This window comes from Streptomyces sp. NPDC001513, from assembly GCF_042894695.1.
Classification (GTDB): domain Bacteria; phylum Actinomycetota; class Actinomycetes; order Streptomycetales; family Streptomycetaceae; genus Streptomyces.
On sequence record NZ_JBIAVU010000018.1, the window covers coordinates 101,237 to 113,784 of the forward strand.

11 protein-coding genes are annotated in these 12,548 nt (G+C 73.1%); 7 read left to right on the plus strand and 4 right to left on the minus strand.

The features are described 5' to 3' along the window. Position 1: 1 nt before the first annotated feature. Positions 2-1,177, minus strand: a complete 1,176-nt coding sequence (locus tag ACFYZ4_RS33890; RefSeq protein WP_351301319.1) for an ABC transporter substrate-binding protein — start codon at positions 1,175-1,177, stop codon at positions 2-4. A 269-nt stretch (positions 1,178-1,446) separates the two neighbouring features. Between ACFYZ4_RS33890 and ACFYZ4_RS33895 the strand changes: the two genes are divergently transcribed. Beyond that, positions 1,447-3,072: a carboxylesterase/lipase family protein gene (locus tag ACFYZ4_RS33895; RefSeq protein ID WP_390785714.1), complete on the plus strand. Its 1,626-nt coding sequence runs from the start codon at positions 1,447-1,449 to the stop codon at positions 3,070-3,072. A 66-nt stretch (positions 3,073-3,138) separates the two neighbouring features. Here ACFYZ4_RS33895 and ACFYZ4_RS33900 read toward each other — a convergent pair whose 3' ends face one another. Further along, entirely contained in the window at positions 3,139-3,987 is an 849-nt protein-coding gene (locus tag ACFYZ4_RS33900) for a PaaX family transcriptional regulator C-terminal domain-containing protein (protein ID WP_390785715.1), read from the minus strand. A 127-nt stretch (positions 3,988-4,114) separates the two neighbouring features. After that, on the minus strand, positions 4,115-5,458 hold the full coding sequence (locus ACFYZ4_RS33905; RefSeq protein WP_390785716.1) for a phytase: 1,344 nt from the start codon (positions 5,456-5,458) through the stop codon (positions 4,115-4,117). A gap of 311 nt (positions 5,459-5,769) precedes the next feature. Here ACFYZ4_RS33905 and ACFYZ4_RS33910 point away from each other — a divergent pair, with 311 nt between their 5' ends. Genes ACFYZ4_RS33910 through ACFYZ4_RS33920 form a run of 3 tightly spaced genes read left to right on the plus strand, consistent with a single transcriptional unit; the run spans position 5,770 to position 9,340 of the window. Beyond that, positions 5,770-7,161, plus strand: coding sequence for an MFS transporter (locus ACFYZ4_RS33910; protein WP_390785769.1), 1,392 nt, complete (start codon positions 5,770-5,772; stop codon positions 7,159-7,161). 35 nt (positions 7,162-7,196) lie between these two features. Further along, positions 7,197-7,922 carry a response regulator transcription factor gene (locus tag ACFYZ4_RS33915; protein WP_390785717.1) on the plus strand — a complete coding sequence of 242 codons (726 nt, stop codon included), beginning with the start codon at positions 7,197-7,199 and terminating at the stop codon, positions 7,920-7,922. Continuing rightward, on the plus strand, positions 7,919-9,340 hold the full coding sequence (locus ACFYZ4_RS33920; protein ID WP_351301330.1) for a HAMP domain-containing sensor histidine kinase: 1,422 nt from the start codon (positions 7,919-7,921) through the stop codon (positions 9,338-9,340). Before ACFYZ4_RS33915 ends, ACFYZ4_RS33920 begins: the two co-directional genes overlap by 4 nt. A 4-nt stretch (positions 9,341-9,344) precedes the next feature. Here the strand turns inward: ACFYZ4_RS33920 and ACFYZ4_RS33925 are convergent, their stop codons facing one another. Next, a complete protein-coding gene (locus tag ACFYZ4_RS33925) occupies positions 9,345-10,313 on the minus strand; it encodes a TAXI family TRAP transporter solute-binding subunit (protein WP_351586813.1) in 969 nt (322 codons plus the stop codon). A 71-nt stretch (positions 10,314-10,384) separates the two neighbouring features. On the opposite strand from ACFYZ4_RS33925, the gene ACFYZ4_RS33930 reads away from it, so the two are divergent. The 3 genes from ACFYZ4_RS33930 to ACFYZ4_RS33940 all read left to right on the plus strand — a co-directional run bounded on the left by ACFYZ4_RS33930 (position 10,385) and on the right by ACFYZ4_RS33940 (position 12,297). After that, positions 10,385-11,005 carry a hypothetical protein gene (locus tag ACFYZ4_RS33930; RefSeq protein WP_390785718.1) on the plus strand — a complete coding sequence of 207 codons (621 nt, stop codon included), beginning with the start codon at positions 10,385-10,387 and terminating at the stop codon, positions 11,003-11,005. Positions 11,006-11,018: 13 nt separating this feature from the next. Next, positions 11,019-11,891, plus strand: coding sequence for a PhzF family phenazine biosynthesis protein (locus ACFYZ4_RS33935; RefSeq protein ID WP_390785719.1), 873 nt, complete (start codon positions 11,019-11,021; stop codon positions 11,889-11,891). 133 nt (positions 11,892-12,024) lie between these two features. After that, positions 12,025-12,297 (plus strand): hypothetical protein, encoded by a 273-nt coding sequence (locus ACFYZ4_RS33940; RefSeq protein WP_390785720.1) that lies wholly within the window; start codon positions 12,025-12,027, stop codon positions 12,295-12,297. Positions 12,298-12,548 lie beyond the last annotated feature (251 nt).

Genomic DNA, 12,548 nt, shown 5'->3' on the forward strand with positions numbered 1-12,548 from the left:
GTCAGCCGCCCAGTCGGCCGAGGTCGCCGGCGACGGTGTTGGCGCCCTGCCGGACCTCGCGCAGGTACCAGGGCTGCTCGGGGGTGCCGCCGCTGTTGAACCGCCAGGTGCCGCGCGGGCTGTCGATGTCCCCCACCGTGGCGATGGCGGCGTTGACCGTCTCCGGGGTCACTGTGCCACCGGCCGCCTTGATCGCCTTGTCGAGGACCTGCGCCGCGTCCCAGGAGGCCATCGCGTAGGTGGTCGGGTCGGCGCCGTAGGCGGTGCGGTAGGCGGGCGCGAACTGCTTGTTGGCGGCGTTGTCCAGGTCGGCACTGTAGTTGAGCGCGGTGAGGATGCCGTTGGCCGCCTCTCCCTGTCCCTTCAGTACGCCGCCCTCGGTGAGGAAGCCGGGTGCGTAGAGCGGGATCTTGCCGGCCAGTCCGAAGTCCCGGTACTGCTTGACGAAGTCGACGGCCGCGCCTCCGGCGTAGAAGCAGAAGACGGCCTTGGCGCCGGAGTTCTCGATCTGCGCGAGGTAGGGCTGGAAGTTCTTGGTGGCCGGGAACGGGGTGTAGACCTCCTCCCCCGCGATCTTGCCGCCGGCGGGGAGGAAGGTGGACTTGAAGCCCTCGATCTCGTCCTTGCCCGCCTGGTAGCCCGCGGCGACGAGGAAGACCGGGCCGCCGGCCTTCTCGGCGACGTGCCTGCCCAGGGCCTTGCCCGGCTCGTCGTTGACGTAGGAGGTGCGCCAGACGTATTTGGTTCCGGTCAGGGTCGTGGGTGAGGCGTTGGAGCCGACGAGGGGCACCTTGTTGGTCTCGAAGAGGTCCTTGACCCCGTTGATGGTGGCCGAGCTGACCACCCCGCTGACCGCCAGCACCCGGTCCTGCTTGACGAGCTTCTCGGCCGCCGCCTTGCCGGAGTCGGCCGTCTCCCCCTCGTCGGCGACGACGATCTGCACCTCGCGGCCGCCGAGCTTGCCGCCGTGCTGGGCGACGTAGAGCTCGAAGCCCTGCTTCATGTCGTCGCCGAGCGCCTTGTAGGTCCCGGACTGCGGGACCAGGAGCCCGATCTTCACGGGCCCGCTCTGCTTGTTGCCTTCGCCGTTGCCGAGGCTGGCACCGCCGCAGGCCGTGGCCAGCAAGAGGCCGGTGACGGCGGTGATCAGACCTACGGGGCGGAACCGACCTGCCATGGGGACTCCGTACGTTGTGACCCGGCCCTGGCGGACCGGATGGTGCCGATGGGGTGCGGGAGGAGGGTGCGAGGTGGGGGGAAGGCGGGGGAGGTGACACGTGTCTATCGCGCTCTAGCGACGCTCGTCAATAGTTCGCGAGATATGCATGGAGAATGTGCTCCGCCCCTTGACTCGAGTCTCGCGTATGCCGTAGCACTGACCCTCGTCAATTTCACGCAATGCCATTCACGGCAGCGGGGCCCCGATACGTCAGGGAGTGAAGCACCATGACCGACGATCCATCGCGGCGCAAAGTCCTCAAGAACAGCGGGGTGTTGGCCGGCGCCGCGTTCCTCTCCGGCCTCCCGGGCGGCCACCCGGCGCAGGCCGCCCCCCGGGCGAACGAGCCCTCGCCCGTCGTGGAGCTGCCCGCGGGCCGGCTGCGCGGAGTCGTCGAGGGCGGGCTCGCCGTGTTCAAGGGCGTGCCCTACGCGGCGCCCCCGGTCGGCGCCCTCAGATGGCGGCCCGCGCAGCCGCACCCCGCATGGCAGGGGACGCGCGAGGCGACCGCCTTCGGCCCGAGCGCACCGCAGCCCGACCAGGGGGCTGCCGGGCCGCTCGGCAACCACGGCGCGCCCCCGTTCAGCGAGGACTGCCTCACGCTCAATGTCTGGACCCCGGCGGCCGATGCCGCCAAGCGCCCCGTGCTGGTCTGGATCCACGGCGGCGGCTTCATCTCCGGTTCCGGTTCACTGCCCAACTACTCCGGCGAAACCTTCGCGCGCGACGGCGACCTCGTCGTCGTGACCCTCAACTACCGTCTGGGACCGCTGGGATACCTCTATTTCGGCGAGGACGGCGCCGGCGGGAACTTCTGGTTCACCGACCAGCTCGCCGCGCTGCGCTGGGTACGGGACAACATCGCCAAGTTCGGCGGCGACCCGGACAACATCACCCTCGCCGGGCAGTCCGGCGGCGCCTTCTCGGTGGCGGCGCTCGCCGGCGCCCGGCCCGCCGGCCGCCCGCTGTTCCGGCGGGCCATCCTGCAGAGCCCGCCGCTCGGGCTGCAGATCCCCACCCGGGCGGAGTCGCTCCAGCGCAGCGCCGCCTATCTCGAGATCCTCAAGGTGCGGGACGTGGCCGCCGCGCGCGCCGTGCCCTGGCCCCAGCTGGTCGCCGCCACCTTCGAGTTGTTCGGGCGCACCGAGAAGTGGGGGTACTGGTCGACCCCCTACCTGCCGGTGATCGACGAGGGGACGATGGACCGCAATCCGGCCGACCTGCTGCTCAGCGGCCCGGGGGCGGACATCGAGGTCCTCATCGGCTGGACCCGGGAGGAGGCCAACCTCGCCTTCGCGCTCAACCGGGCCTACGCCGACGTGACCAAGGACCAGGTGCTCGCGAGGGTGCGCAACACCTTCGGGGCGCGGGCGGGCGAGGCCTACACCGCGTACGAGGAGTCCCGGCCGGGCGCCCGCCCGCTCGACGTGCTCATGGACCTGGTCGGCGACGACCTGTTCCGCATGCCGGCCGTCTCGCTGGCGGAGCGGCGGGCGGCCCGCGGGCGGCCGGTCTGGGCGTACCAGTTCGACCTCCCGACGCCCGCCTACGACGGCCAACTGCGGGCGGCGCACTGCCTGGAGCTGCCGTTCGCGTTCGACAACTTCGACAAGTGGTCGCAGGCGCCGTTCCTGGCGGGGCTGAACCCCCGGGTCCGTGACGGCCTGGCCTCGGCCATGCACGCGTCCTGGATCTCCTTCATCCGCACCGGCGACCCCAACCACGCCCCCATGCCGAAGTGGGCGCGCTACGAACGGGGTTCCCGCACCACGATGCGGCTGGACTCGGTCACCTCGGCCGTGGACGACCTCGCCGGGTACTGGCGGCGCCTGCACCAGCCGACGGGGCGCTGAGCGGCACGCGCCAGGCCCGGACCGAGCGGCCTCCCGGAGCAGGACCCGGCCGGGAGGCCGCGTGCGCTACACCGCCCCGGAACCCGGGGGCTCCTCCGACAGGCCGGTGACCTCCTGTACGTGGCGCAGGCCGGGCGCGGCCAGGACCTCGTTCAGCTGTTGGAAGATCTGCCGTGCGGCGACGGCGTTCCAGTCGGCGGGGAGCAGTTCGGCGGGCAGGCCCGGGTCGAGGTACGGGAGGCGGCGCCACTGGGTGAGCATCGGGACGTAGGCGCGGAAGGCCTCGGCGCCGTCGATGTCGCGCTGCTCGGTCAGCTGCGCGGCGAGGGGCCCGTAGGCCTGGGTGAAGCCCGCGTACTGCTCCTCGATCGCCGGGAAGTCCCACCAGGAGCTGACGGTCTCGGGCAGCTCGCTGAAGGCGGCGTAGTCGGCGGCGAACAGGTGGACGTAGTCGCTGAGTCCGAGGCGGACGAGCATGTCGCGGGCGTCGCCGAGCAGGCGGCCGGGGGCCAGCCACACACCGGGGGCGATGTTGCCGAAGCCCAGCCAGCTCAGCCGGGTGCGCAGCTGGTAGCGGTACGACCGTTCGGACTCCGGTACGGAGAAGACGGCCATGGCCCAGCCGTCGCTCAGCTTCGCCGGTTCCAGGCTGCCGAAAATGCGCCGGTCGCCCTCGTCAAAGACGGGCTGGGCGGCCGGGCTGAGCCGGTACCCGGTGGCGCCGCGGCGTTCCGGTTCGAGGACGCCCTTCTTCTTGAGCCGGGAGATCGCCGAGCGCGCCGCCGGGCCGTCGACGTCCAGTTCGGACATCAGGGTGACCAGGTCGGCTACGGAGATCCAGCCTCCGAGGCGTCGCAGGAACGCCCCGTAGACCGTGTTGATCAACGAGCTGGGCCTGAGGGGACTGTCCGCCATGATCGCCTTCCGTCGTATGCGGTCGCGATCCTACCGAGCCGCGCGAACGCGGCGGCGTCCGGTCCCGGCCTGTCCCGGCCCGCCCGGTCCCGCCGCCCTCGGCGAGGCCGGGCCGGGGGGCCCAAGGTCAGAGGCGCACGGCCCGTTCGAGGCGGCCCAGGTCCACGAACTTGAAGTCGGTGTCGGTGCGGGCCTCCCCGTCGGGACCCGTGGTCTCAGGGGTGTTGGCGCCGTCCTGGACGACCAGCAGGCCGTTCGGGAACTTCGTGCCGAGCGGTGCGCTGGTGACGGCGGCGCCGTCGCACTCCTGCGACCCGTCGGGGGCACCGGGCCTGGTGCCCGCCGCGATGCGGAAGCTGCGGACGTACGCGTTGCCGCGCTCTCGGTCGAAGACGGCGAAGGTGTCGTCGCCCTGGCTGGAGGCGAGCAGGTAGCCGCCGTGGCCGGGGTGCTCGGGGTCGCGCCAGATGGTCAGGCCCTCCACGTCGGCGGAGACGTGCCGGCCGCCGAAGCCGGGGTCGGCGCCCGCGTCGCATTCCTCGGTCCCGGGGTTCCAGGTGCCGGGCACCCCGAAGGAGCGGACCTTCTCGATCAGGCGGGCGGGGGACCTCAGGTCGGCGTCCAGCTTCCAGATGCCGACGTCCTCCTGGCCCGCGTACAGGTCACCGGTGTCGGGATCGATGACCATGCCCTCGACCTGCGGGAGTTCGCCCGGTTCACCGCACGGGCTCCACTTCTTCCCGTCGGGGAGCGTGAAGGAGGACGGCAGCGAGGTGGTGCGGACGGTGCGGTAGCCGACCTTCCCCTGCGCGTTGGGCTGGAGTTCGGCGAGGGCGAGGGCGGTGGCGTGGCGCCGGCTGGTGACGGCGAAGGAACGGCCGCTGCGGCGGTCGGTGTACGCGGCCAGGCCGTAGACGGTGCGCTGGTCGTTGACCTCGTCCTGGCCGGTGGAGAAGACCTGCGGGGCAGCCGACTCGTCGGTGACGTCCACCAGCGGGGCGGAGGGCCGGCGGGGGTCGATCCGGTAGACGCGCAGCTGGTCGCGGCCGCGGTCGGAGACGACGGCCACGTCGTGGCGGCCGCCGCCGGGGAAGCGGAGCCCGGTGATCAGGTCGACGTTGTTGAAGCGGCCGGGCGCGTCGCCGTCGCGCGGGGGCGGCGGGGCCGGCAGGGACTGCACCTGGCGCCCGTCGAGGTCGTACACGCGCAGGCCGCCCTCCTTGGCGGTGGCGATGACCAGGCTGCGGTCCGGGTCCTTCTCGTTGCGCCAGATCGCGGGGTCGTCGGCGTTCGCGTTGCCGCCGGCCTCGTCGTCGAACAGGGAGGGCGTCTCCAGGGAGGCCTGCACCTGGGGCAGGGACGGCGGCGCGCCGTGGTCGCCGCGGGCGTGCGCCGGCCCGGCGACGACTCCCAGGGCCACGAGGGTCGCCACTGCCACGACCGGTGTCCGCCTTCTCCTGATCACGCTCATCCTGCCTCCTGCTCATCGTATGGGGTGGGGGGCCAGGCCGCGGTTCGATCTCCTGGGGTGCTCCCGGGCCGGCGCCCCCACCGTGGGCCACCTGCGGGTGGCCGCCATGGAGCGGATATGACGTGCACATGACCGAGCCGTGAAATCCCCGCAGCCCGGCGGCTTTCTTAGCGGAACGTTAGATCTGCGTGCCGGAGCTTGTCCGGGTACAACGGCCGACGCATGCTCGGGACACTTCCCCGCCACCGGGGCATTTCTCCCTCTCCCCTCGGGGACATCCGTCAGGAGCCGCCATGTCCGCGTCCGCCGTCATGCCCGCTTCACCGCCCGGGGACGAGCGCGCGAAGCGCCGTCTCGCCCTGATCGGCGGATCGCTGGGCAACCTCGTCGAGTGGTACGACTGGTTCGTCTACGCCAGCTTCGCGATCTACTTCGCCGACTCCTTCTTCCCCGGCGACAATCCGACCACGCAGCTGATGAACACGGCGGGCATCTTCGCCGTCGGCTTCCTGATGCGCCCCGTCGGCGGGTGGATCCTGGGCCGCGCCGCCGACCGGAACGGCCGCAAGAGCGCCCTCACCCTCACCGTCACCATGATGTCCGTGGCGGCCCTGCTGATCGCCGTGGCCCCGACCTACGGACAGGCCGGCTACTTCGGCGCTCTGGTGCTGCTGCTCGCCCGCCTGCTCCAGGGGATGAGCATCGGCGGCGAGTACGCGGCCAGTGCCACCTACCTGACCGAGGCCTCGGCCCGCAACCGGCGCGGGCTCGGCTCCTCCTTCCAGTACGTGTCGATGACCTGCGGCCAGCTGCTCGGCCTGGGCATCCTGATCACGATGCAGCACACCCTCACCACGGCCCAGTTGGAGAGCTGGGGGTGGCGGATCCCCTTCCTCCTCGGGGCGTTGTTCGCGGTGGTCGTCTTCTGGCTGCGCCGCCGGCTCCAGGAGACCGACGCCTTCAAGGAGGAGTCGGCGGGCGAGGACGCCCACGACGACAGCACCCGCGGCACGCTGAAGGCCCTGTGGCTCTACCGGCGGCAGGCGGGCCTGGTCATGGCGCTCACCCTCGGCGGCACCGTGGCCTACTACACGTACACCACCTACCTCACCAAGTACCTGGTCGGCAGCGCGGGCATGCCGAAGACGACCGCCACCCTGGTCAGCTTCACCGCCCTGACGCTCTTCGCCGTGCTGCAGCCCTTCGCCGGGATGCTGTCCGACCGGATCGGCCGCCGCCCGCTGCTGATCACCTTCGCGGTGGGCTGCACCGTGGGCACGTACCCGATCATGACCGCCCTCGGCTCCGCGTCCTCGTACTGGTCCGCGCTGGGCCTGTCCCTGCTGGCCCTCGTGATCATCACCGGGTACACCTCGATCAACGCCGCGGTGAAGGCGGAGCTGTTCCCGACCCGGGTGCGCGCCCTGGGCGTGGCGCTGCCGTACGCGATCGCCAACGCGCTCTTCGGCGGCACGGCGGAGTACGTGGCGCTGTGGTTCAAGAACAGCGGCCACGAGAAGATGTTCTTCTGGTACGTCTCCGGGTGCGCCCTCGTCTCCCTGGTGACGTACGTCCTGATGCCGGACACCCGCAACGCCGCGCTCAGCCGCGCCGAGGCCGAGTCCGACTCCGACTCCGGGGTCGCCTCGGGTGCCGGTGCCGGTGAAGCGCCGGAACGTCCGGCGGCGGCTCCCGTAAGCTGAGCCGGCCCGGATCACAGGTCGCGAGGGAACTGTCCATGCACGCGCTTCTCGTCGAGGACGACGACCGGATGGCACGGGCCCTCGGCACCGCCCTCGCCCAACGCGGGCACACGGTGCGCCGGGTGGGCCGCGCGCTGGACGCCCTGCGGCACGTGCACGAGGCCGGGTTCGTCCTGCTGGACCTGGGCCTTCCCGACCTCGACGGGCTCGAACTGCTGCGGCGGCTGAGGGCGGTCTGCGACGCGCCCCTGATCGTGGTGACCGCGCGCTGCGAGGAGCGCGACATCGTGCAGGGGCTGCGGGCGGGCGCCGACGACTACGTGGTCAAACCGTTCCGGATGGCCGAGCTGATGGCCCGTATCGACACCGTACGCCGCCGGACCGACCCGCGGTCCGGCCGTGCGGGCGCCGACCCCGGCGGTGCCGGGGGCTTCGACGGCCGGACCGTGCGCACCGGGGACGTCGAGGTCGATCTGGCGGGCCGCACCGTCAGGGTGGCCGGCGTCGACGTACGGTTGACCCGGCGCGAGTTCGACGTCCTCGCCTTCCTCGCCGCCCGCCCCGACGAGGTCCATTCCCGCGAGGTGATCCTGGACCGGATCTGGGGGGACGTCTTCCTCGCCGCCTCCCGTTCCCTGGACGTGCACGTGGCGGGCATCCGGGCCAAGACCGGCCGCTCCCACCTGGTGCGCACGGTTCGCGGGTTCGGCTACCAGCTCGGCTCCCCCACCGCCCCCGCGCAAGGGGACGGCGCTCGATGAGGCGCCGGCTCCTCGCCGTGCTGATGGTGCTCATGGGGGTCGCGGCGCTGCTGCTCTGCGTCCCCCTGGCCGATGCCTACGCGCGCGGCCGCACCGAGCACCTGCTGCTGCAACGGCGTTCGGAGGCCGTACGGTTCGCCGATCTCGCCGACCGGATGCGGACCGCCGCGGACCGGGCGGAGCTCTCGGCCGAGATCGGCCGGTACGCCGAGTTGTACGGCGCCGGGGTGGTGGTGGTCGACACGGCGGGAGAGACCGTCGCGCGGGCCGGATCGGGGCCCGCGTCGCAGGCCGTTGCGGACGCGGGTGCCGACGTCGACACCGCCTCGGGCGCCTCCTCCGCCGCGGCGGAGGCCCGTCGCCGCGCGCTCACCGGCCGCTCCACCGACCGGCTGCCCACGCTGCGCCCCTGGGGCCCGAGGACCGTCGTCCTCGCCGAGCCGGTGGGCCGGGACGAACGGGTCAGCGGGGCGGTGCTGCTGGCCGTCCCCACCGACGCCGCCCGCCGGGACGTGGCGGTCCGCTGGTCGCTGATCGCCACCGGGGCGGTCGCCGCCTTCGCCGCGGCGGCCCTGGTCGCGGCGGGGATCGCACGCTGGCTGCTGCGACCGCTCCTCGACCTGGACCGGGCGGTGGAGCGGTTGGCCGCCGGCAGTCTCCGGGCGCGGGCCGTGTCGGACACCGGCCCGCCGGAACTGCGTCATCTGCGGCAGCACTTCAACGCCATGGCGGAGGCCATGGCCGACTCCATGGGCCGCCAGCGCGACTTCGTCGCCGATGCCTCCCACCAGCTGCGCAATCCGCTCGCCACGCTGGTGCTGCAACTGGAGAACGTCGAACCGCACATCGCTCCCGGTCCCGGCCTCGCCGAGCACACCCGCGCCCTGGACGAGGCGGAGCGCCTGGAGGAACTCCTCGACGGACTGCTGTCCCTCGCCCGGGTGGAGTCCGGCACGGCGGAGCCGGGCCATCAGGACGTGGCGCAGGCGGTACGGGACCGGGTGACGGCCTGGACCCCGGTCTTCCGCGCCGCCGGACTGCACCTGACGGCCGGCGGCCTGCCGGAGGAACTGCCGGCGCGGGCGCTGCCCGACGCGGCGGGCCGCATCCTGGACTCGCTCCTCGACAACGCGGTCAAGTTCGTGCCGCGCGAGGGCCGTGTCGAGGTGGTCGCCGCACGGGCGGGCGACGGAAGCGCGGTCGTCCGGGTCACCGACGACGGCCCGGGCGTACCGGAGGACCAACTGCCGTTGCTGCTCAGGCGTTTCGCCCGCTCCCCCGAGCACCAGAACGTGCGCGGCAGCGGACTGGGACTGGCCATCGCCGACGAACTCGCCCGCGGCAGTGGCGGCCGGCTGGAGGTCCGCGGAAACGAGCCGCACGGCCTGGTCGTCGAGCTGCGGCTGCCGGCCCGGTGACCGCTCAGCCGTAGACCGACCGGTAGTGGGCGACGGCCCCCGGGTGGAGCGGCACCTCCCCGGTGGAGATAGCGAACCGGGGTTCCAGCCGCGCCCCCGCCGTGACCTCGCGCAGCAGGTCGCGCCACTGCCGGAACACGACCTGGAGCAGGGCGCGGGCGGCGCCGTCCGCCAGGTCCGCGCGGGCGAGGAGGTAGTTGCCGACCCCGATGGTCGCGACCGGCTCCGTGAGCCCGTACACCCCGGCCGGCAGGGTGACCGCCGAGTAGGCGGGGGCGTAGCGCTCCCGCAGCGCGCCCACGTAGCCGTCGAGCGGCAGGAAGCGCAGGGGCAGCTCGCGCGCCAGCCCCGACAGCGCCGGCGTGGGGACGCCACCGGACCAGAACAGCGCGTCGACCGTGCCTTCGCGCAGGGCCAGGGCCGAGGCGGCGAGGCCCAGGCTCCGCCCGCGGGCCGGCGCGGGGCCGTCGCTCAGCCCGGCCGCCCGCAGGACCCGTTCGGCCACCACCTGTACGCCCGAGCCCTCCGCGCCGGCCGCGACCGGACGCCCGGCGAGGTCCCGCACCGCGTGCACCGGCCCGTCCGCCGGGACGAGCAGGTGCGTGTAGTTCACGTAGACGCGGGCCAGCGCCGTCACGGCGGCCGGCCGGGAGAACGACTCGCGCCCCAGCGCGGCGTCCTCGGCCACGTCCGCCATGGCCAGCGCCAGGTCCACGGAGCCGTCGTCCAGCTGCCGCAGGTTGTCCACGCTCGCCGCGGTGCTCACGGGCACGATCTCGAGCGGCCGGCCGCTCGCGGCGACGGCCTGGGCCAGGGCCTTGCCGAAGGCGTTGTACGGCCCGCCCTCCGGCCCCGTCGCGAGCCGCAGCCTCCGTACGGGACCGGCGTCCCCCGAGCATCCGGCCAGTGCCACGGCGAGCGCACCGACCCCGGCGGCCAGTACCCCTCGACGGCTGCTCCCCCTGCTGGTCACGGCACAACCCTAGGCCCTCTCGCCGTAGTGGCGGAGGGCGGCTTCGCGGGCCGGCATGGCAGAGTCGTCCCATGGTCACTTCGATACGCGGGCCGCGCCGTTGCTGCGTCGCGGCCGCTCTGCTCCTGGGCGCTGCCCTGTCCCTGACCGGCTGCGGCGAGCGCCGCGGCACGGACGCGGCTCCCGGCGCCCCGGACCCGCTGCCGAGCACGAGCACGAGCGCCGGTACGAGTCCCAGCGCCCCCGGCGCCTCCCCCTACGTGGAGCCCGGTGCCGGCGACGGCGCCCCGCACTACGGCGACAACAACGCGCACCGCCGCTCGGGCGAGATGTCCCCCGCCAGTGCGAAGGACGCCCGGAAGGAGGCCGACCGGATCGAGCCCGTGCTCAAGCGCCTCTGGGAGGCGGGCACATGGGACCTCCCGAGCGTGCGGGCGGCCCTGCGGCCGCTCGGCTACGAGGAGGAGCGGACCGGTCCGAAGGGCGAACGGCTCGGCGGAACGCTCGGCATCCGGGAGATGGAGCCGCGCTTCCAGGCCGACCACTACGTCACGCCCGAGGGCACCCGGGTCGGGCTGCGGGTCCACGACGACGCCTGCGTCACGGCGTTCGTGCAGAAGACCAACTACGAGGTCAGGACGAACGGCCCGTACATGGAGAGCGGCTGCTTCGAACCGCCCTTCGGCCACTGACGGCGCCCGGCCGATGCGCTATCACCACGTCGACGTCTTCAGCGACCGCCCCTACAGCGGCAACAGCCTGGCGGTGTTCCCCGACGCCGATGAGCTGACCGGCGGCCAGATGCGGGCCATCACCCGCGAGCTGCGCCACTTCGAGTCCGTCTTCCTGCTCCGCGACGGCTCGCCCGCGCACCCCCGGCGGGCCCGGGCGCGCGTCTTCGACCTCACCGGGGAACTGGACTTCGCCGGCCATCCCCTCATCGGCGCCGCCGCCGTCCTGCACGCCCTTCACGGCGCCGCGGACCACGAGGCCTGGACCCTGCGCCTGCCGGCCCGGACGGTTGAGGTCAGCACCGAGCGCCGCGGCCCGGGCCGGTACGCGAGCCTCCTCGACCAGGGCCCCGCCGCCTTCCTCGGCCGCCCCGACCCGCACGGGCTCGCCGCCCTCTTCGCCCTCGAACCGGGCGATCTGGATCCCGGCCTGGCACCGGAGGTCGTCTCCACGGGCCTGCGCTACCTGGTGCTGCCCGTACGCGGTGACGCGCTGGCCCGCGCCCGCGTCACCGCGCCCCTCGACGGCCCCCTGGCCCGCATCGGAGCCCGGTTCGCCTACCTCTTGGACGCCTCGGCCCTGGAGGGACGGCACTGGACCAACGACGGGATCATCGAGGACGTCGCCACCGGCAGCGGCGCGGGCTGCGCCGCCGCCTACCTGCGCCGCCACGGCCGCATCGGTGCGGGCGAGCGGAGCCTGCTGCGCCAGGGCCGGTTCACCGGCCGGCCCAGCGAGATGACCGTCATCGCCGACGGCCACGGCGAGGACGTCCGCTCGGTGCGTGTCGGGGGCGGCGTCGCCTTCGTCGCGGAGGGCAGGCTGCGCGAACTTCCCCCGGCATGAGGACCCGGCGGCCTCGGGAAAGCGTACGGCGGCGTGGGCCATTCAGGGCGACCGCCGTGTGTCGGCCCGCCATGACCGGGCGGGGCTCCTACCTTCCGGAGGTGTACGTTCCGAATCTGCGAAAGGCATCGCCGTGAAGCGAACCGTCCGTACCACCTCCCGTGCCCTGGCCGTCCTCGCCGCCGGCACCATGCTCGGCCTGTTCGCCGCCGCCGCGCCCGCGGCCGCCGACTCGGACCCGACGTACGTGTTCGTCATCGGCAGCAACATCGTCCAGTCGGCCCAGGACGACATCTTCAACGCCGGACGCGACAACACGGTCGGCTCCCACAACGGGGCGACCGCGGCCACGTCCGTCTCGGCCTTCGAGTCCATGCGGACGATGGACTGGGCCGAGACCTTCTGACCGACGGGTCGACGCGTCAACCCTGCCCGAGGACAGGGGCCGGCCGTCAACCGGGCGGCCCCGTCCCCGGCCACATCGACACATGGAATTCATCAACTCTGCGCGAACGCGTCGCCAACTCTTCGCCCCTCACCGTCCGCACAAAAGATGCCCCAGACAACCGTGTTGTCCGACAGGTGAGTTACCAACAGGAAGTGATGGAACGTCGCACAGAGTTGCGGTACCTTCCTTCACGTCGCCGCCACACCCGG

What these genes read in the sequence shown, in the direction of transcription:
- ACFYZ4_RS33890 (WP_351301319.1), bottom strand. Translation starts at nt 1,177, where the DNA reads ATGGCAGGTCGGTTCCGCCCCGTAGGTCTGATCACCGCCGTCACCGGC.
- ACFYZ4_RS33895 (WP_390785714.1), top strand. Translation starts at nt 1,447, where the DNA reads ATGACCGACGATCCATCGCGGCGCAAAGTCCTCAAGAACAGCGGGGTG.
- ACFYZ4_RS33900 (WP_390785715.1), bottom strand. Translation starts at nt 3,987, where the DNA reads ATGGCGGACAGTCCCCTCAGGCCCAGCTCGTTGATCAACACGGTCTAC.
- ACFYZ4_RS33905 (WP_390785716.1), bottom strand. Translation starts at nt 5,458, where the DNA reads ATGAGCGTGATCAGGAGAAGGCGGACACCGGTCGTGGCAGTGGCGACC.
- ACFYZ4_RS33910 (WP_390785769.1), top strand. Translation starts at nt 5,770, where the DNA reads ATGCCCGCTTCACCGCCCGGGGACGAGCGCGCGAAGCGCCGTCTCGCC.
- ACFYZ4_RS33915 (WP_390785717.1), top strand. Translation starts at nt 7,197, where the DNA reads ATGCACGCGCTTCTCGTCGAGGACGACGACCGGATGGCACGGGCCCTC.
- ACFYZ4_RS33920 (WP_351301330.1), top strand. Translation starts at nt 7,919, where the DNA reads ATGAGGCGCCGGCTCCTCGCCGTGCTGATGGTGCTCATGGGGGTCGCG.
- ACFYZ4_RS33930 (WP_390785718.1), top strand. Translation starts at nt 10,385, where the DNA reads ATGGTCACTTCGATACGCGGGCCGCGCCGTTGCTGCGTCGCGGCCGCT.
- ACFYZ4_RS33935 (WP_390785719.1), top strand. Translation starts at nt 11,019, where the DNA reads ATGCGCTATCACCACGTCGACGTCTTCAGCGACCGCCCCTACAGCGGC.